Raw genomic sequence first — 18,720 nt, 5'->3', positions numbered from 1 at the left:
AGTGGGCTTTTGCAAATACACCTAGACTTTCTTGCGCCCACCACATTACTACTAATGGTGGTATTTTAGGATTAAATCATTGACCCCGACCCCCACGCCCTCCGCCGCACCCGCGTCGGACAAATCTTATGATGCTTTAATGCCGCCAACCGGCGAGATCCGGATTTTGCACACTGCAGACTTGCATGGGCAATTGCACGGATATGACTATGACCAAGACCGCGATGGCAACAATCGCGGTTTGGCGCATCTTGCCCATCTGATCCATCGTCAACGCGATGAGGTGGACTGTTGTTTGCTGTTTGACAGCGGTGATTTCCTCTTTGGCAATCCGATCAGCGCCCCTCGTGCCGCAGATCAAATCGCGCGTGCCCAACAACCACTGGGGCGACACCCGATTATCGGCATGATGAACCGACTGGGTTTCGACGCTGCGGCGTTGGGGAATCATGAATTTGATCACGGCCTTGGGGCGCTTCCTGCGGCTTTGCATCAAATGACGTTTCCGCTGCTCCTCAGCAATTTGATCTGCGCCGAGGGCGCGGCAAAACCGCTGCGCCACCTGCCTGATCAATTGATGCTACGGCGTACCGTGCGATGCAGCGACGGAACGACCAGAGAGGTGAAGATTGGCGTTCTGGGACTAACTCCGGAACACACACCGCAATGGTCGCTGCCCAGACATCAAGAATGCCTGAAACTCGCCCCGATCGCAGAAGCCGCACAAAGCACAGCGCAACAGCTACGTCAGGCGGGGGCTGATGTGATTGTCGCTTTGACACATTCAGGAATAGGGGTTGGGTCAACCACAATCGGCCCACCAGACACCTCGGCGTTGGATGTGGCGCAAACGGCCGATGTCGACGTCCTATTGTGCGGCCATCAGCATCATCTCTTTCCTGATGTGGGTCGGACAGATCGCGCCCGCTATGCACACATCAACTACACACGCGGACGTCTGGCCGGACGGCCTGCCACCATGCCCGGCGCCTATGGCAGCCATTTGGGCCAAATCGACCTGACACTACAAAAGACTGAGGCAGGCTGGCGCATTCAATCATCAAACTGCGCATTGCTTGCAGCGCAGGAGTTTGCCGCCGAATACCAACACCTGATTGCGCCCTATCATCAGGCAGCGCGCCAAAGATCTGCCCCAGCGATTGCCATCACAGATGCACCGCTACACACCCACTTTGGCCGTTTCCACAACGATGCCAGCGTTCAACTGGTTGCCCGTGCATTGGCCCATGCCGCACAGCCCCTACTGCAAGGGCGCCCCGAAGCTGAGTTGCCGCTGATTGCGGCCGCGTCCTGTTTCAAATCCGGTGGTCTGGCCGGTGATGAGCATTTCCTGAACATCCCCGCAGGCGCCCTGAAACATCATCATCTAGATCAACTGTACCCGTTTCGCGATCAGCTGTGCCTGGCGAAGTTAACGGGCCGCGAATTGCGTCTTTGGATCGAAAGTAGCGCCCAGAATTTCAACACCATAAAGCCGGGCATTCCCGATCAGCCGTTGCTGGATTTTACCCGACCAGGTCACATGTTTGACCACTTTTGGGGGCTTAACTACTGTTTCGACCTGACCTTGCCACCGATGGGCGGGCGAGTGCAGGAAATCACTTGGCAAGGCATGCCGCTCGCCGACAATCAGACGGTAATCGTCGCCAGCAACAGCTTCCGCATGGGTGGCGCGGGCGGTGTTACACATCTGGGCCCCGACCATTGGCTGGCTACGTCGGATCAGAACATCACTGACATAGTGGCCAATTATATCGCCAAAGATCCATCGCGGACCCAACATCTTCGTCCCGAACCAATCTGGCAGTTCTGCCGTATTGGCGCCACGTCTGTCACCGTCCCCAATCTGGTCACGTGCCTGCCATATGTGCACGAAATCTCCCATCTCAAACCCGAATTGAAGGCCTCCCAGCCGCCGGGCACTCTGACACTGAAACTGCATATCTAGCTAAGACAGATGCAAGGAAAGCTGTTCCCAGCTGTTGACTGAACGAAATACAAGCTCTTGCAACAGGCGTCTGCCTGACCTATATCGCCCTTGAGAGGTTGGCGCGGGCGAGCGCCTCGCCAACCCGGTCAGATCCGGAAGGAAGCAGCCGTAACGAGCCCCGCTTGGGTCGTTGTCCAGCCTCTCACCTACTTCCCCCAAACGCAGTGAATTTGGCATACGCCGCAGCGCGGCCGTGCATTTGCTTGCGCTTGCGGGCAAAACACGCATGCTGCGCAGCACTGACCGATGCGCAACCAAGAGGTTCCCGTGAGCGTCCATAACCTTGCAGATCTGGGGTGGAGCCCGTTTTTCGCCGATCAAATCGAGGCGGAGGCCGATTCGGGCCAAACCGAATCCGGCCTGATCCCTGTGCGCGCCGCCACAGTACAGCGCAGTCTGGCTCGTGGACTGGGCGCGGATGGGCTGACACGGCTGGTCTTTCCAAATGACATCAGCGCCTCGGATCTAGCCGTGGGCGACTGGATCCTGATCGACCCAGAAACCCATATGATCCGCCGCGTTCTGGACCGGCATTCAAAACTCAGCCGTCGCGCGGCGGGGGTAGAGGCGAAATCGCAACTGCTGGTTGCCAATCTGGACACGCTGTTCATTACCACCTCCTGCAACGAAGATTTCAATCCCGCCCGTATCGAACGCTATCTGGTGCTGGCACTGGATGCAGATGTGACGCCGGTGCTGGTGCTGACCAAATCCGACCTCACCGATGAAGCTGATCGCTACCTGAAAGAAGCGCAGGGTATTTCGCCCAAGTTTGCCGACGTCTTGTGCATCAACGCCACCGCCACCGATGGTGTCGCCACGCTGGAACGCTGGTGCGGCGCGGGTCAGACGGTGGCCTTTGTCGGGTCCTCCGGCGTGGGAAAATCGACGCTGATCAATTCGCTGACAGAGGCGGCGCAGGCCACCGCTGGTATCCGTGAAACCGATGCCAAGGGGCGGCACACCACAACCTCCCGCTCGCTGCATTTTGCCAATGCGGGCGGCATGGTGATCGACATGCCGGGAATGCGGGAACTGGGTCTGCACGACGTGGCCAGCGGCATTGCCGAACTGTTCGATGATATCACCGACCTAGCCGCCGCCTGCAAGTTTCGCAATTGCGCCCATGTGTCAGAACCCGGCTGCGCCGTTCTGGCCGCAATGGATGCGGGCGAAATATCAGAGGCACGGCTGGACCGCTGGCGCAAACTGCATGCCGAGGATCAGCTAAATTCCCAAACCATGGGGCAGACGCGGCGGCGCGCCAAGGAGATCACCCGCCAGCACAAAGCAACGCTAGAGGCGCAATATCGGATGAAGGGCAAACGCCAGCCAACCGAAGGCAACAGCAAAGGCAGCAAAAGCAAGGGTGGCAAAGGACGCGGCAAGGGGCGCAACCGCTAAGGCTTAACCACCGCGCAACAGCCGCCCGGTTTTGGCCCAATGCATCTGCGCCTCTGTCTCGATCGCGCAGGGCCGTGCCTGCCGCAGCCGCGCCAACGCCTGATCAGGGGCTTCCCCCGCCTCGATCATCAATCGCAGCATCACCATGCCGGATCGGCCACAGCCGCCCATGCAATGCACCAGCACACGTCCACCACCGCGCAAGGCGGCCAATGCGGCATCGCGCACCTCTGGCCATTGTTCGATGAACGCCTCATCCGGCACGCCGTAGTCTGTGATCGGCAAATGTGCCCAGCGGCTGCCCGCGTCCGAGATATCAGCGCCTAATGTGGTCGCGCCCTCGGCCAGAAATTCCACCTCGGTGACGAGGGAAATCAGCATCGACGGTTTCCATTCTTTCAGATGCGCCAGATCCGCAGCATAGGCCCCACCCCGCCCCGGCAACGGGCAGAGCGCAAGAATGCCGCCGCCCACGGTCAGGGCATGCACAACAAAATCAGACATTGGCGTTGCCTCCCATCGGGCCGAAACGCGGGCGAAGAAACTGGATAATCAATAAGGCTATGATGGGGCGCATTGGAAAACGGTGCAAGCCTCTGTGATCGACCCCGCACCTAGCCTATCCGGTAGACGCGCCAGCGCCCTTGGCCTACCCTAAGCGGCAGACGAATCCGCGCGTCCAATGCGACCGCCGCAAGCCACCCGTGAAAGGCCGACATGAGCGACACCAATACCCCCGCCTATCAGGTGCTGGCCCGCAAATACCGTCCGGAAACCTTTGCCGATCTGGTGGGACAGGATGCGATGGTGCGCACGCTGAAAAATGCGTTTGAGGCGGACCGGATCGCGCAGGCCTTTGTGATGACGGGCATTCGCGGCATCGGCAAAACCACCACCGCGCGGATCATTGCCAAGGGGATGAACTGTATCGGCCCCGACGGCACCGGCGGACCGACCACCGAACCCTGTGGCCAGTGCGAACATTGCACCGCGATCATGGAAGGTCGCCATGTTGATGTAATGGAAATGGACGCCGCATCGCGCACCGGTGTGAATGACATCCGCGAAATCATCGACTCGGTCCATTATCGCGCGGCCTCGGCCCGCTATAAAATCTACATCATCGATGAGGTTCACATGCTTTCGACCAGCGCCTTCAACGCGCTGCTCAAAACGCTGGAAGAACCGCCAGCGCATGTGAAGTTCATCTTTGCCACCACCGAAATTCGCAAGGTACCGGTCACCGTCCTCAGCCGTTGTCAGCGCTTTGACCTGCGCCGGATTGAACCGGAACAGATGATCGGGCTCTTACGCAAAATCGCTGGCGCTGAAAACGCGCAGATCAGCGATGACGCGCTGGCCTTGATCACCCGCGCCGCCGAAGGGTCTGCGCGTGACGCAACCTCGCTACTGGATCAGGCGATCAGCCACGGGGCGGGTGAAACCAGCGCCGATCAGGTGCGTGCCATGCTGGGTCTGGCCGATCGCGGCCGGGTTCTGGACCTTTATGATATGATCATGAAGGGCGACGCGGCAGCCGCTCTGACCGAATTGGGATCGCAATACGCCGATGGTGCAGACCCAATGGCGGTGCTGCGCGATCTGGCAGAGATCACCCATTGGATTTCCGTGGTGAAAATCACGCCCGAAGCAGCAGAAGATCCCACCGTCAGCCCAGATGAACGCGCACGTGGGCAAGCGATGGCAGAGGCACTGCCGATGCGATCCATGACCCGCATGTGGCAGATGTTGCTGAAAGCACTGGATGAAGTCGCCAGCGCCCCCAACGCGATGATGGCCGCCGAAATGGCTGTGATCCGCCTGACCCATGTGGCCGACCTGCCCAGCCCAGAGGAATTGGTCAAACGGCTGAAGGATGCCACACCTCCGCCAATGCCAGGCGGTGGCGCCCCGATGGGTCCGAGCGGTGGTGGTGGCAGTTATGCACCGCAGGCACAGGGCGGCATGGGTGGCGGCATGACCAATGCCCAAGGTGCGCCCATGGGTGGCGCCCCGATGGGTGGTGGCCCGATGGGCAGTGGGGGACCGCAGGCGGCTTTGGCGCAGGACGTGCAAAACGCGCTGGCCCGCTACCCGACCTTTGAACATGTGGTCGAACTGATCCGCGAACGCCGCGATATGAAGCTGCTGGTGCAGGTGGAAACCTATATGCGACTGGCCAACTATCAGCCGGGCCGCATTGCCTATCAGCCCACATCAGACGCCCCGCAGGATCTGGCCAGCCGTTTGGGCCAAGCGCTACAAAGCTGGACCGGCAGCCGCTGGGTGATCACATTGGTCAATGAAGGCGGCGCTGAGACCATCGATGAAAAACGCAACGCCAAGCTAAACGCCCTCAAGGCCGAGGCAGAGGCACACCCGATGATGCAGGCCATCCGCGCGTCCTTCCCCCAGTCGCGCATCACCAAGATCCGCACCCCCGAAGAACTGGCCGCCCAAGCGCAAGAAGACGCGCTGCAAGAGGTTGAGGACGAATGGGATCCCTTCGAGGAGGAGTGAGCCTGTGATGTCCCCACGTCCACGCCCACGCCGTTTTCTGCAGGTCGATGTGTTCTGCGATCAGCCGGCCAAGGGCAATGGGCTGGCGGTCGTGGTGGATGCCGATGGGCTCAGCACCCAGCAGATGCAGGATTTCGCCGCTTGGACCAATCTTGCGGAAACCACCTTTCTGCTGCCCCCCGAGGATCCCGCAGCGGATTACCGCGTGAGGATTTTTACCCCCGCCAAAGAAATGCGCTTTGCCGGTCATCCGACACTGGGCAGCGCGATCAGCTGGCTGCATTGTGGCGGTGTGCCGCGCGATGCCGGGCGGTTAATGCAGGAATGCGATATCGGTTTGGTTGAGGTGGACCTAAGCGCCAAACACCCCGCCTTTGTCGCCCCACCAACCGAAATCATCCCGATGCCAGAAGCAGAGCGCGACCGTTTGATCGCGGCGATGCAGATTGATCCCGCTTGGGTCAAAAACACCATTTGCCTCAACAACGGGCCAGCGTGGAACCTGTTTGAACTGCACGACGCCGGGCAGGTGTTGGCGGTAAACGCCAGCCTGACCCATTCGCCCGATCACGCGGGCCTGTCACTCATCGGTGCTCATCCCACGAACGCACCCTGTGCCTATGAGGTCCGCAACATCGCCCCCTCCAGCGGGATGGTAGAGGATCCGATCACCGGATCCCTCAACGCCGCCATTGCGCACTGGCTGGCCGCCACGGATCGCCTGCCCGACCAGATGACCGTGGCGCAGGGTACCGCGATCAACCGCCCCGGACGGGTCAGCTACCGCAAACGGGGCGATGAGGTGCTGATTGGTGGTGCGGTCAACGTGCTGATTGATGGTCAGGTCACGCTCTAACAGCGACTTTGACTGCGCTTGCTGCAACCCAGCACTTGCCGCAACGTCCACCAGTCCGTATCTAGGGGCCAACAACTTCTCAGGAGATACCCATGCTCAAAGGTCTCGGCGGTCTTGGCGATATGGCCAAGATGATGAAAAAAGCACAGGAAATGCAGGGCAAAATGGCCGACCTGCAAGAGGAACTGGCAAACATGACCGTTATCGGCGAATCCGGCGCCGGTCTGGTCAAGGCCAGCTGCACCGCCAAAGGTATTCTGAACGGTCTGGACATCGATCCGTCGATCTTCCACCCCGATGAAAAAGAAGTGGTGGAGGACCTGATCCTTGCCGCGATCAAGGACGCACAGACCAAGGCAACCGCCAAGGCGCAGGAAGAAATGTCCAAACTGACCGAAGGTCTGGGCCTGCCTGCGGACGTCAAACTGCCGTTCTGATCCCAGCACCATAGGTTACCGAAGGGTCCGCAGGCGCGGGCCCTTTTTCGTATCCGCCCCACGCATTGCCCTGTTCAACGGCCAGCGCCCAGCGTATCGTCCCCCTATGACTGACCACGCCCCCAAAGACATCGACACGCTGATTGAGCTGCTGGCAAAACTGCCTGGCCTTGGCCCCCGTTCGGCGCGGCGCGCAGTGCTGCACATGATCCGCAAACGGTCGATCCTGCTGACCCCGCTGGCCGATCAAATGCAGCGGGTCGCCGAAACCGCGCGCGAATGCCTGAACTGCGGCAATGTCGGCACGGCGGACGTTTGCGATATCTGCGCCAATGAGGCGCGCGGCAATGGCATCCTCTGCGTGGTAGAGGATGTAGCCGATCTGTGGGCGATGGAACGGGCGGCTGTGTTCAAGGGCCGCTATCACGTTCTGGGCGGCACCCTGTCGGCGCTGGACGCTGTTGGGCCAGAGGAATTGCGCATCCCGCAATTGGTGGACCGCGTGACGTCTGAAAACGTAACCGAAGTTATTCTGGCGCTGAACGCCACAATCGACGGCCAAACCACCGCCCATTACATCGCGGATCAGCTGGAAGGGCGGGTCACGCTAACCTCGCTGGCGCAGGGTGTGCCGATTGGGGGCGAGCTGGACTATCTGGACGAAGGCACGATCACCGCGGCGTTGAACGCACGACGCCAGATCTAATCCCCCACACCTGATAGCAGGCATAGAAAAACCCCGGGGCGACGTGCCACCGGGGTTTTCAATTTTTTATGCCAAAGGGGCGCAGCCTTAGGGCTGTTCGTCGTCGTCCGAGCCGCCCGGCAGGTTGAAGAAGCTATCCGCGTCGATAATCTCTTCTTCTTTCTCTTCGGGCTCATCCCCGCCGAGGCTGAAGGTTTCCAGACCTTCGATCGCGGTCGGGATTTTCGGCGCCTCTTCTTCCATGGCCAGCGACTGTTCGGTGCTGACCAGCTTGCGGCGTTCATCATCGCTCATCACGCCGCCTTCGGCAGCTTTCTTGGCGACGGCTTTCTGAACGGCAGCGTCCAGTTCGGACTGCTTACACAGGCCCAGCGCCACCGGATCAACCGGCTGAATGTTGGCGATGTTCCAGTGGGTGCGTTCACGAATCGCCTGAATGGTCGGCTTGGTGGTGCCCACCAGCTTAGCGATCTGCGAATCTGCCAGTTCGGGGTGGAATTTCACCAACCAGTAGATCGACGCCGGACGGTCCTGACGCTTGGACAGCGGGGTGTAACGCGGACCACGGCGCTTTTCCTCGCCCACGGCGGCGGCGTTAAACTTCAGCTTCAGTTTGTGCAGCGGGTTCTTTTCGGCTGCATCAATCTCTTCTTGCGTCAGCTGGTTGTTGGTGACGGGATCAAACCCCTTCACGCCGGGGGCAACATCGCCATCAGCGATGCCTTGAATTTCCAGCTCGTGCATGCCGACAAAATCGGCGATCTGCTTGAAGCTGATCGTGGTGTTGTCGATCAGCCAGACAGCGGTGGCTTTGGCCATAATCGGCTTGGACATTGCATGTCTCCTTAACTTACAACTTCCCCGGCGCCTGAAAGCAGGCTGTCCCGATTTTCGGAACGGATCACCTTTTTGGGGGAACTTGGCCCCTGTATAGTCTTTTGCAAGTGATAAGGAAAGAGAGAATGCGTTTTGCCCTGCTGCGCCGAACTGTCGCCGCTCTATGCGGTCTGACCACCGCCCTCGCGGTCGGCCTAAGCGCCCCCGCTGTCATGGCCGATGGCGAACGGTCGGGGGAGTTTGACTATTACGTCATGGCACTCAGCTGGTCGCCCACATGGTGCGCGCTGGAGGGCGATGCGCGCCAGTCGCCACAATGTGACGATGCTGCCGACTTCGGTTGGGTTCTGCACGGGGTCTGGCCACAGTTTCATCGCGGCTGGCCCGCCTATTGCCCCACGGTGGAACGCCATCCCAGCCGCCAAATGACCGCAGAGATGGCCGATATCATGGGCACCCCCGGTCTGGCCTGGCATCAATGGAAAAAGCACGGCACCTGCAGCGGCCTGTCCGCCCGCGCCTACTACGATCTGTCGCGGGAGGCCTATGGCCGCGTGACCCGCCCAGAAGTGTTCCGCAAGTTGGAAAAGTCGGTGAAGCTACCCGCCCGCGTGGTCGAAGAGGCGTTCCTGAAGGCAAACCCCGCCTTTGAACCGGATATGGTCACCGTGACCTGCCGATCCGGCCGTATCCAAGAGGTGCGGGTGTGCCTGTCCAAGGATCTGGATCCGGTGCCCTGTGGACAGGATGTGGTGCGCGACTGCCAGATGAAAGACGCGCTGCTGGATCCGGTACGCTAAGGAACATGCACAAGCGTATGGAAGGCGCGCCAGTCGCGCCCTCCATGATTTCAGGGTCGATCAGACCTTCAGAACGATTTTGCCGATATGGGCGTTGCTTTCCATATGGGCATGGGCAGCGCTGGCATCCTCAAGCGCATATTCGCTATCCATCACCGGCGCGATACGGCCCGCAGACAGCAACGGCCAAACGTTTTCGCGCAGCTCCGCCGCAATACCAGCCTTGGCCAGATCGCTTTGCGGGCGCAGGGTAGAGCCAGTGATCGTCAGACGGCGCAGCATGACCTGAGCGAAGTTCAACTCAACCTTCGGCCCTTGCAGAAACGCGATCTGCACCAAACGCCCCTCATCCGCCAGTGAACGGATGTTGCGCGGGATATAAAGGCCACCCACCATGTCGAGGATCAAGTTCGCACCGCCTTCGGCGCGCATGATGTCGACGAAATCCTCGTCGCGGTAAACAATGGTCCGCTCTGCCCCCAAGGCGGCACAGGCAGCGGCCTTTTCCTGCGTGCCCACGGTGGTGAACACACGGGCGCCTAGCGCACTGGCCAGTTGGATCGCGGTCGTGCCGATGCCAGAAGCACCGCCATGCACAAGGAAGCGTTCCCCCGCCTTAAGCCCGCCACGCTGGAACACATTGGACCATACGGTGAAGAATGTTTCCGGCAGACACGCGGCCTGTTTCAGGCTCATCCCCTCTGGCACGGGCAGACAGTGGGCGGCAGGTGTCGCCACATATTCCGCGTAGCCACCACCGGGCAGCAGGGCACAGACCTGATCGCCGATCGACAGGTCGCTAACACCCTCGCCCAGCGCCACAACCTCGCCCGATGCCTCCAGCCCCGGCAGATCGCTGGCAGTGGGCGGCGGCGCATAAAGGCCCGCGCGTTGCAGCGCATCGGGGCGGTTCACACCGGCATAGGCTACCTTGATCACCACCTCACCAGGGGCGGCAATGGGCATGGGCCGATTACAGGTTTTCAACACATCCGGCCCACCGGCCTCGGTAATTTCGACAGCGCGCATTGTATCAGCCATGCTGTCCTCCCTTGTTGTTTGTTTTTTGGAATTCTTAAGGCTGTCAGCTGCTATGACGCCCGGGCAAATCAGACCGCGCTGCAGATGGGGCACTGATTCGATCAAGGATCGACAACGGCCCCTTCAACACACCGGACAGCAATTTATTATCACGCACGCCTGCCTTCAGTTTTTCGAACTGCATGACATTGTCGATACGGCGATCCAGAAACTCCCACGTCGCGGCGTGATCCTCACTCTCATCGCCCAACCAATAGAGCAGTGTGGTCGTGTAGACCCCCGACAGGGTGGCGCGTTTGGTGTACCAGTTCACATCATCCGACGTGTCGCCCAATGCGGTCCAGATCTGATCAACAGTGCCCCAGACCAGCCGCGTGCCCTCTGCCGCGTATTGCGGCAGGGCAAATAAGGTCATGCCACGACGGACAAGCTCTTTATCCTCAACAGCTTCCAGCCGGAACCGCACAGCCGCTGCAATGCGATCACGGAACCGCATGTCCGCCAGATCGGCCTCTGCCAGACGGGCCAGCATAGCCGCATCGCCTGCCTGATGATAAGCCACCGCCAGATCAACAGCCCCGCGCGGGCACAGGGCATTGGCCACCACAGGATTCACATCCACATCCGCCAGCGTTGCGTCCCAGGTTGCATCACTCCACCCGTCAAACGGCACATGCATCAGTGCTGCTTCCAACAGGTCAGCCTTTACATCGCGGGTCTCAGTCATGCTGTCATCCTTTCGCAAAGCACCACATTGGTAATGGGCGTGGGCACCCTAGACAGATAGCGCGTTCCTTGCTAAAGGACCACCTCCTGCAACTTCATGCAACTTAACTAGAAAGGTGGTGAAAACCACATGCAGGTTTCTGTTCGTGACAACAACGTCGATCAGGCGCTCCGCGCTCTGAAGAAAAAGCTCCAGCGCGAAGGTGTCTTCCGCGAAATGAAGCTCAAGCAGCATTTCGAGAAGCCGTCCGTCAAAAAAGCGCGCGAGAAAGCTGAAGCCGTACGTCGTGCCCGCAAACTGGCACGCAAGAAAGCCCAGCGCGAGGGTCTGCTCTAAGATCTTCTCTCAAAGGCTTTGAGCTTTTGAACGGATAAGTTAGAACCCCCGGTCGTTCGCGCCCGGGGGTTTTTATTTAAATCAGACTGTCGTGCGATCACACCGGCAGCGCCGTGGTTTTGAACACCGTCCGCAGGGCAAAGCTGGACTGCATCTGCGCCACGCCGGGCAGACGCGCCAGATGCTGGCGGTGGATGCGCGCGAAATCTTCGGTGCTTTCGGCAACCACCTTCAACAGATAATCCGCTGACCCTGCCATCAGGTGACATTCCAGCACATCAGGAATACGCGCCACCGCTTTTTCAAAGGCCTCTAGCACCTCATCCGCCTGCCCCTGCAGGGTGATTTCTACAAACACCGTGGTCGACACCCCAATCTTGCGCGGGTCCAGAAGCGCGACGTAGTCACGGATATACCCGTCCGCCTCCAGCCGCTGCACCCGACGGTGACAGGCCGAGGCCGAGAGGTTCACCGCCTCGGACAAGTCCGCGTTCGACATACGCCCCTTGCGCTGAAGCACGGTTAGAATACGGCGATCTGTCGCATCGAGTGTCATTTGCGCAAAATCCTTCGGTAAATTTACCAATTCTTCGTAGATACTTTCTGACCCAACGTCAAACACACCAGTGTTTCGAACCGATTTGCACAAAAAACAGGCAAAATAAAAACTAGGAAATCGCTGCCATTGAGGAGATGCGCAATGAAAATCGGATGCCCCAAAGAGATCAAACCACAGGAATTCCGCGTCGGTATGACGCCCAACGCCGCGCGTGAAGCGGTCGCCGCAGGTCATCAGGTGATGATCGAAGCGGGTGCAGGCCTTGGTGCGGGTTTCACCGACGCGGACTATACTGCGGCAGGCGCGGCAATCGTGGACACGGCAGAGGAAATCTTTGCCACTGCTGAGATGATCGTGAAGGTCAAAGAACCCCAAGCGGTCGAGCGTAAAATGCTGCGCGAAGGCCAACTGCTGTTCACCTACCTGCACCTTGCGCCCGATCCCGACCAAACCCATGACCTGATTGCTTCGGGCTGTACGGCGATTGCCTATGAAACCGTAACCGATCGCAACGGCGGTCTGCCGCTGCTGGCCCCGATGTCCGAAGTTGCGGGCAAATTGGCACCGCAGGTGGGCGCATGGACCCTGCAAAAGGCCAACGGCGGCCGTGGCGTTCTGATGGGTGGCGTGCCCGGTGTGTCGCCTGCCAATGTGGTGATCATCGGCGGCGGTGTTGTTGGCACGCAGGCTGCCCGTGTGGCCGCTGGCATGGGCGCAGATGTGACCGTTCAGGACATGTCGCTGCCGCGTCTGCGCTATCTGGACGATGCTTTCCGGTCCGAGTTCAAGACCGCCTACGCGTCCAAGGGCAACACCGCGGAACTGGTCCGTCAGGCCGATATGGTTGTCGGCGCAGTGCTGATCCCCGGTGCCGCTGCGCCGAAATTGATCAGCCGCGAACAACTGGGCGAAATGAAGCCGGGTGCGGCACTGGTGGATGTGGCGATTGACCAAGGCGGCTGCTTTGAAACCTCACGCGCGACGACCCATGCGGATCCGATCTATGACGTGGATGGTATCATGCACTACTGCGTTGCCAACATGCCGGGCGCGGTTGCGCGCACGTCGACCATCGCGCTGGGGAATGCGACCATGCCCTTCATGATGGCGCTGGCCAACAAAGGCTGGAAACAGGCCTGCGCGGACGACGAACACCTGCTGAACGGCCTGAACGTCCACGCGGGCAAACTGACCTACTACGCGGTCGGCAAGGCACTGGGGATCGACGTGACCTCGCCTCAGCTGCTGATCAAGTAAACCCAAAGGCCCTTCGCGGCGGCCTGTATTAGGCTGCCGCGCGGGGCTGACGCATCGCGACCGGATTAACCCCAAAGCGTGCGCGAAACGCGCGACTGAACCCTTCGCTAGATCCGTAGCCATAACGCCGCGCCACCTGTTCCACCCTATCGCCGCGCACCAGATCCTGATGGGCGACCGTCAATCGCCAATGCCGCAGATAGGCCATAGGGGTCATGCCAACGGCCGCGGCGAACAGTTCTGAAAACCGACTAAGTGACAATCCAGCCTCTTGGGCCAGGTCCGCGTTTGTCCAACCGTGGCCAGGGCGATCATGGATAGCAACAAGCGCCCGCGCCACACGCAGATCGGACAGCCCTGCCAGCACTCCCGGTTCTGTGCTGCCGCGACTGATCTGATGGCGTAATAAGCGTACCATCAGAACTTCTCCCAGACGACGTTGCACCGTAGGGCCACCACAATGGTTGCCCTCAATTTCGGCCTGCAGAAATGCGATCAACCCTACCAGTTCAGGACTGTCTTTTAACGGCATCTCCACCGCCGCTGGCAGCGCCTGCATCAATGGGTTGGCAATCCCACCCCAGCTGACGCGCGCCGCAAACACCACCCTATCCCCACAGCGCCCGTCAGGTTGCCCCCGCAGGACCACATGACAAGGCTGGCCCACCTCATCCCCCAAGATCAGCAGATTCGCTGCCTCGGGCGCAGCAGGTTCAATATCCATCTCGAACCGTTCCATCAGAGCGTTAAGACGATCCATAACTGCGGCCTTTCGGTGTTTAAATCGGTTTATTCGGATTTTTCCGATGCAAAATTGCACGATACAGGTATCCAACGTCAATCCCTGTTGCCCACCACTCACGGGCCAGAAAGGAAAACACTCATGCTGATGCCCCGCCAGAAAACGCCGAACCTTTCCCTGCCCACGCTGGACCACGGTGATTTTGACCTGTCCAGCCAGACCACCGAGCGTGGCACGCTTGTCTGCTTTTATCGCGGCCTGCACTGCCCGCTGTGTGCGAACTACCTGACCGAGCTAGAGAAACTGGCCGATAAGTTCGCAGAGCGCGGCATTGATTGCGTTGCTGTCAGCTCTGACGGTGAAGAGCGCACCCGCACGATGGCAGACAAGATCAAAAGCACCAAGATCAAATTCGCCTACGATCTGCCGCTGACCGTTGCCAAAGAATGGGGTCTCTACATCTCCACGTCGCGCGGCAAAACCTCCATCGGCATCGAAGAGCCTGCACTGTTCTCCGAGCCTGGTCTGTTCCTGGTCAGCGAACAGCAGACCCTGTTCTACGGTTCCGTTCAGACCATGCCATTTGTACGCCCCCATTTCTCGGAACTGTTGGGCGCGGTGGACTTCGCCATCGCCAACAACTACCCCGCCCGCGGCGAGTACACTGGCGCCGTCTAAGCAGACATCACACCAAAATGCAGATGCGCCGACTAAAACAGTGGGCGCATTTGGCGTTTGAACGATTGTTCCACCTTTTCAGCTTCTTGTGGAATATTGACCAACATCCATTGGCGCACAGAGAGGATGCGTCTTTTGCACAGCTTGCCCTCTTTTGCTTTGCGGCAAAGCCCCTATCTTCCTCTCAACGATATTTATTGGAGCGCTAACATGACCTTCCCCGCCGACTATCCGATCAACAACCGCTGGCCCGCCAAAGATCCGTCTGTGATACAGCTCTACTCCTTCCCGACCCCGAACGGCATCAAAGTGTCGCTGATGCTGGAAGAAAGCGGTCTGGCCTATGAGCCGCACACCGTGACGCTGGCCGATTCTGATGTACGCAGCCCGGAATTCCTGTCGCTGAGCCCCAACAACAAGATCCCTGCACTGATCGATCCCACCGTGGACGGTGAGCCGGTCACCGTGTTCGAATCCGGTGCGATCCTGATCTATCTGGCGGAAAAATCGGGCAAGTTCCTGTCCACCGATCCTGCCAAACGCGCCGAAACCCTGCAGTGGCTGATGTGGCAAATGGGTGGCCTTGGCCCGATGTTTGGCCAGCTGGGCTACTTCACCAAATTCGCAGGTGCACAGATCGAAGATCCCCGTCCCCGTGAACGCTTCCTGAACGAAGGCAAGCGCCTGCTGAACGTGCTAAACGGCGCGCTGGAAGGCAAGGATTGGGTTGTTGGCGACTATTCCATCGCAGACATGGCCATCGGCCCGTGGCTGAACGCGCTGGAAATGTACGGCACCAAAGACGCTCTTGGTTTTGCCGAGTTCACCAACGTTGTCGCCTATCTGGACCGTTTCAACGCCCGTCCCGCCGTGCAGCGTGCCAAAAACATCCCGCCGCGCCCCTAAACGCCGCGCCAAACCAATTCGGGTGGGCGCCAAGCCCACCCGTTCCCAAATGTCGATGCTCCCCACAGGGGGTCAATCTACTGGCGGCACACCACGTTGTTCCAACAAACGGACATCAACATCCTGCCGCGATGTGCCAAACCGCATTTCATCATAATAAATCACATGCGTGGGCAACTGCACGCCCCAGTCATAGATAAACGGCGTCTGCGACGGGCTGCGCGCATCCTTGCTCTGTTCTTGCACAGCGACTGCCTGCGGGATCCGCCCATGCTGCGCCAGGTACCGGCTCACGTAGCTGCTATAGACGCCATATTTCAGCCCCAGCTTTAGCGGTCTATCGCGCAGCTCGGCAGGTACAAACGGGGTGTCACGGCTGCACAGCACCTGCCCATCCTTATAAAGCTCAAAGAACGGGCCCTGCCCTTCTGAACTGTAGTTTGCATAAATCGTCAAATCCACCCAACGCCCCACCCAATCCGTCAATGCGCCCAGTCGACATTTCTGTTGATCCGGAAAGTTCAGATAGGATTTGTCATTAAACGTCAGCGACCACATCGGGGATCCCCAACCTTCGGCCTTGACCTGTCCCAGCACTGTATTTGCCCGCCCAAGGCTGACAAAATCTGCAGGGATCAGCATCGAATAGCCATACCACACGCCTTGATCTGGAACCGATATGACATTCTTGGGGGTTTCTTTCATTTCCACCCGTCCACGATCCGAAGAGCAGTCATCCCAGTTCCGCGACGCCCCGCAATCGCCGTGCCGTATCTCAAACCGCTGAGCGATCTTTCCACGACGGGTTGGGGTGTCCACCTCTGCAAAACGATACGGCGCAGAATGCGACAGGGCCTCGATCTGCACGTGTGACAGAATGGAACCCGCATCGCCCCCCTCAGCCTGCGCCCCTGCAGCCAACCCACAAAAGACCACAGCCAACCAATTTCGCATTCCTCAACACTCCAACATCGGCACACTATACCAAAACATAGACACCGCTTCCTTCTATCGACAATGCTAATTACCCTTACCAGACAGAACAAACTTGTTCACAAACCGCCAAAATGGTAGCGCAAACATAAAGCCCTGCCCCTACTATGCATGAAAGATACCGCAATGCCTGATTACAGCTATATTGTTGCAGACATCGGCGGCACCAACGTCCGGCTGGCCGCCTATCATGGTGATCACAAAACAGATCAGGCACAGTACTCCACCAAGAGCGATGGCGCCCTGCTGAACCTCATCAAGGAATTTGCGTCTGCCCAAACCACACGGCCAGAAATCATCGTTGTCGCTGCAGCTGGCCCCGTTGCCGACAATCGTGTCACCCTGACCAATGCGCAGCAAACACTTTGCGGCGCCGATCTACGCACTGCCACCGGCGCGGCAGAGGCTTACATTATTAACGACTTCGCTGCCGCGGCTTGGGCGACCCATGCACCGGCGCCTAACGACCTCATCCACCTTCAGGGGCCGGCAACACCGCCCGACGGTACACGCCTTGTGATTGGTCCCGGCACGGGCCTTGGGGTCGGTGCATTGGCTTTTACAGCTGATGGGTATACTTCGATCCCCGGCGAAGGCGGCCACATCGGTATAGGCCCGCGCTACGCTTCTGAGGTTGCGATTTTCGATGCCCTACGCACCCTCTGGCCCGAGGTATTTTTCAAAGACACCCTTGTGGCCGAGGCCGAAGCCCTACTCAGCGGCACTGGCCTACCCTATCTCTATCAAGCGGTGGCCATCACCCATGGCAGCATCGGCACCGCACCTGATGCGCCGACATTGATGGCAACAGCGCGAGATGACACCGATCCTTTTGCCACCCAGACCATTGCACTTTTCAAATCCCACCTCGCTCAGGCCAGTGGCGATTTTGCTCTCACTTTTGGTGCTGGGGCAGTGTTTCTGGTGGGCGGGGTCGCAATGAAAAATCCCTGGCTCTTTGACAGCGATTTTGTGAATGACGTCCGCGCCGGTGGCCGCTTTAGCGACAAACGGGGACAGTTGGGCCTCTACTTGTTGAATTCCGGCAATTTCGGCCTCGACGGCGCGCGCGCTTTCGCCCGTCAACGGCTGGCACAGCGCAACTGACATCGTCCAGCATCACCCACAAAAAAAGCCAGTCCCATGGGGGCTGGCTTTCCGTGAGTGATGGGATCGCAAGGGATCCTGGGGGGTATTGCTTACTTGGTCAGAACGTGGCGCACGCTGTTCTGGATCTGGGCAAAGGACGCGTCGTCGTCTTCCAGGTTCTCGATGACCGAAGCGGCTTTCTTGACGGCGTCGGCATCAACCAGGCTCAGGTCGATGTTCGGGGCAAATGCGCGGATCTGGGCGGCGTCGTAGCCCGATACGTCAGAGGTCATTGCAGAAGCAGCACCGGTCAGGGCGATCAGGGCGGCGGCGGATGCGGTTACGATACGGTTCATGTTGTTAACTCCTAAGTCAGTTTTGTGTGGCACGATGGGGAGGATGGTGCCTTTGGGAAGGAGCGAGGCCGTTGTGGCCTCTCAGCCCCCGAGGGATTTACTTGGTCAGAACGTGGCGCACGCTGTTCTGGATCTGGGCGAACGACGCGTCGTCGTCTTCCAGGTTCTCGATGACCGAAGCGGCTTTCTTGACGGCGTCGGCGTCAACCAGGCTCAGGTCGATGTTCGGGGCGAAGGCGCGGATCTGAGCGGCGTCGTAGCCCGACACGTCAGCGGTCATTGCGGAAGCAGCACCGGTCAGGGCGATCAGGGCGGCGGCGGATGCGGTTACGATACGGTTCATGCTTTTAACTCCTAAGTCAGGTTTGCGGGGTCGATCGGGGAGGTGATCGTTGGTGTGTGTCAGTGTGTTGGACTGTGTGTTTGTCCGTTTGACACCAAACAAACTGGGGGCGGATCGGGGTG

General features: G+C 59.3%; 21 protein-coding genes and 1 other RNA gene. 13 read left to right on the top strand and 9 right to left on the bottom strand.

From position 1 onward, the window contains the following. Positions 1-139: 139 nt before the first annotated feature. From TM5383_RS00105 to rsgA, 3 genes are all read left to right on the top strand, one after another. Entirely contained in the window at positions 140-1,969 is a 1,830-nt protein-coding gene (locus TM5383_RS00105) for a bifunctional metallophosphatase/5'-nucleotidase (RefSeq protein WP_058317016.1), read from the top strand. Between the two features lie 91 nt (positions 1,970-2,060). After that, positions 2,061-2,159, top strand: an RNA gene (gene ffs / locus TM5383_RS16470) — signal recognition particle sRNA small type. A 119-nt stretch (positions 2,160-2,278) separates the two neighbouring features. Continuing rightward, on the top strand, positions 2,279-3,415 hold the full coding sequence (rsgA, locus tag TM5383_RS00100) for a ribosome small subunit-dependent GTPase A (protein WP_231724971.1): 1,137 nt from the start codon (positions 2,279-2,281) through the stop codon (positions 3,413-3,415). 3 nt (positions 3,416-3,418) lie between these two features. Here the strand turns inward: rsgA and TM5383_RS00095 are convergent, their stop codons facing one another. Further along, positions 3,419-3,919: a phosphatase domain-containing protein gene (locus TM5383_RS00095; protein ID WP_058317015.1), complete on the bottom strand. Its 501-nt coding sequence runs from the start codon at positions 3,917-3,919 to the stop codon at positions 3,419-3,421. A gap of 213 nt (positions 3,920-4,132) precedes the next feature. Between TM5383_RS00095 and TM5383_RS00090 the strand changes: the two genes are divergently transcribed. The 4 genes from TM5383_RS00090 (at position 4,133) to recR (ending at position 7,934) form a co-directional block, all read left to right on the top strand. After that, positions 4,133-5,935: a DNA polymerase III subunit gamma/tau gene (locus TM5383_RS00090; RefSeq protein WP_058317014.1), complete on the top strand. Its 1,803-nt coding sequence runs from the start codon at positions 4,133-4,135 to the stop codon at positions 5,933-5,935. Positions 5,936-5,942: 7 nt separating this feature from the next. Then, complete coding sequence (locus TM5383_RS00085) at positions 5,943-6,791, top strand: PhzF family phenazine biosynthesis protein (protein WP_058317013.1); 849 nt, start codon at positions 5,943-5,945, stop codon at positions 6,789-6,791. Positions 6,792-6,883: 92 nt separating this feature from the next. Next, on the top strand, positions 6,884-7,228 hold the full coding sequence (locus tag TM5383_RS00080; protein ID WP_058317012.1) for a YbaB/EbfC family nucleoid-associated protein: 345 nt from the start codon (positions 6,884-6,886) through the stop codon (positions 7,226-7,228). A 106-nt stretch (positions 7,229-7,334) separates the two neighbouring features. Then, the gene (gene recR, locus TM5383_RS00075) at positions 7,335-7,934 is read left to right on the top strand and encodes a recombination mediator RecR (RefSeq protein ID WP_058317011.1); all 600 of its coding nucleotides are present in this window, start codon (positions 7,335-7,337) and stop codon (positions 7,932-7,934) included. Between the two features lie 87 nt (positions 7,935-8,021). Here recR and TM5383_RS00070 read toward each other — a convergent pair whose 3' ends face one another. Beyond that, entirely contained in the window at positions 8,022-8,768 is a 747-nt protein-coding gene (locus TM5383_RS00070; protein ID WP_058317010.1) for a DUF1013 domain-containing protein, read from the bottom strand. A 215-nt stretch (positions 8,769-8,983) separates the two neighbouring features. On the opposite strand from TM5383_RS00070, the gene TM5383_RS00065 reads away from it, so the two are divergent. Next, positions 8,984-9,571: a ribonuclease T2 family protein gene (locus TM5383_RS00065; RefSeq protein ID WP_231724984.1), complete on the top strand. Its 588-nt coding sequence runs from the start codon at positions 8,984-8,986 to the stop codon at positions 9,569-9,571. Positions 9,572-9,631: 60 nt separating this feature from the next. Here TM5383_RS00065 and TM5383_RS00060 read toward each other — a convergent pair whose 3' ends face one another. Next, the gene (locus TM5383_RS00060; protein ID WP_058317008.1) at positions 9,632-10,612 is read right to left on the bottom strand and encodes an NAD(P)H-quinone oxidoreductase; all 981 of its coding nucleotides are present in this window, start codon (positions 10,610-10,612) and stop codon (positions 9,632-9,634) included. Between the two features lie 43 nt (positions 10,613-10,655). Beyond that, positions 10,656-11,339 (bottom strand): COQ9 family protein, encoded by a 684-nt coding sequence (locus tag TM5383_RS00055; protein WP_058317007.1) that lies wholly within the window; start codon positions 11,337-11,339, stop codon positions 10,656-10,658. Positions 11,340-11,468: 129 nt separating this feature from the next. Between TM5383_RS00055 and rpsU the strand changes: the two genes are divergently transcribed. Then, positions 11,469-11,675, top strand: coding sequence for a 30S ribosomal protein S21 (rpsU, locus tag TM5383_RS00050; protein WP_043871123.1), 207 nt, complete (start codon positions 11,469-11,471; stop codon positions 11,673-11,675). Between the two features lie 97 nt (positions 11,676-11,772). On the opposite strand, the gene TM5383_RS00045 is transcribed toward rpsU, so the two are convergent. Then, positions 11,773-12,231 carry an Lrp/AsnC family transcriptional regulator gene (locus TM5383_RS00045; RefSeq protein WP_058317006.1) on the bottom strand — a complete coding sequence of 153 codons (459 nt, stop codon included), beginning with the start codon at positions 12,229-12,231 and terminating at the stop codon, positions 11,773-11,775. A gap of 144 nt (positions 12,232-12,375) precedes the next feature. Between TM5383_RS00045 and ald the strand changes: the two genes are divergently transcribed. Continuing rightward, the gene (gene ald, locus TM5383_RS00040) at positions 12,376-13,491 is read left to right on the top strand and encodes an alanine dehydrogenase (RefSeq protein ID WP_058317005.1); all 1,116 of its coding nucleotides are present in this window, start codon (positions 12,376-12,378) and stop codon (positions 13,489-13,491) included. A 28-nt stretch (positions 13,492-13,519) separates the two neighbouring features. Here ald and TM5383_RS00035 read toward each other — a convergent pair whose 3' ends face one another. Further along, the gene (locus tag TM5383_RS00035) at positions 13,520-14,251 is read right to left on the bottom strand and encodes a helix-turn-helix transcriptional regulator (RefSeq protein WP_058317004.1); all 732 of its coding nucleotides are present in this window, start codon (positions 14,249-14,251) and stop codon (positions 13,520-13,522) included. Between the two features lie 123 nt (positions 14,252-14,374). On the opposite strand from TM5383_RS00035, the gene TM5383_RS00030 reads away from it, so the two are divergent. Together TM5383_RS00030 and TM5383_RS00025 are read left to right on the top strand one after the other, a co-directional pair. Next, the gene (locus TM5383_RS00030; protein WP_058317003.1) at positions 14,375-14,911 is read left to right on the top strand and encodes a peroxiredoxin-like family protein; all 537 of its coding nucleotides are present in this window, start codon (positions 14,375-14,377) and stop codon (positions 14,909-14,911) included. A 210-nt stretch (positions 14,912-15,121) separates the two neighbouring features. Then, a complete protein-coding gene (locus tag TM5383_RS00025; protein WP_058317002.1) occupies positions 15,122-15,817 on the top strand; it encodes a glutathione S-transferase N-terminal domain-containing protein in 696 nt (231 codons plus the stop codon). Positions 15,818-15,889: 72 nt separating this feature from the next. Here TM5383_RS00025 and TM5383_RS00020 read toward each other — a convergent pair whose 3' ends face one another. Then, positions 15,890-16,771 carry a heparin lyase I family protein gene (locus TM5383_RS00020; RefSeq protein WP_058317001.1) on the bottom strand — a complete coding sequence of 294 codons (882 nt, stop codon included), beginning with the start codon at positions 16,769-16,771 and terminating at the stop codon, positions 15,890-15,892. Positions 16,772-16,921: 150 nt separating this feature from the next. On the opposite strand from TM5383_RS00020, the gene TM5383_RS00015 reads away from it, so the two are divergent. After that, positions 16,922-17,917 (top strand): glucokinase, encoded by a 996-nt coding sequence (locus TM5383_RS00015; protein ID WP_082645348.1) that lies wholly within the window; start codon positions 16,922-16,924, stop codon positions 17,915-17,917. 92 nt (positions 17,918-18,009) lie between these two features. Here TM5383_RS00015 and TM5383_RS00010 read toward each other — a convergent pair whose 3' ends face one another. Together TM5383_RS00010 and TM5383_RS00005 are read right to left on the bottom strand one after the other, a co-directional pair. Further along, positions 18,010-18,255, bottom strand: coding sequence for a hypothetical protein (locus TM5383_RS00010; RefSeq protein ID WP_058316999.1), 246 nt, complete (start codon positions 18,253-18,255; stop codon positions 18,010-18,012). 97 nt (positions 18,256-18,352) lie between these two features. Further along, a complete protein-coding gene (locus TM5383_RS00005) occupies positions 18,353-18,598 on the bottom strand; it encodes a hypothetical protein (protein WP_058316998.1) in 246 nt (81 codons plus the stop codon). Positions 18,599-18,720 lie beyond the last annotated feature (122 nt).

It is taken from the genome of Thalassovita mediterranea (assembly GCF_001458435.1).
Taxonomy (GTDB): domain Bacteria; phylum Pseudomonadota; class Alphaproteobacteria; order Rhodobacterales; family Rhodobacteraceae; genus Thalassobius; species Thalassobius mediterraneus.
The sequence above is the reverse complement of the archived record's forward strand: the minus strand, read 5'-3'. Positions and strand labels throughout refer to the sequence as shown.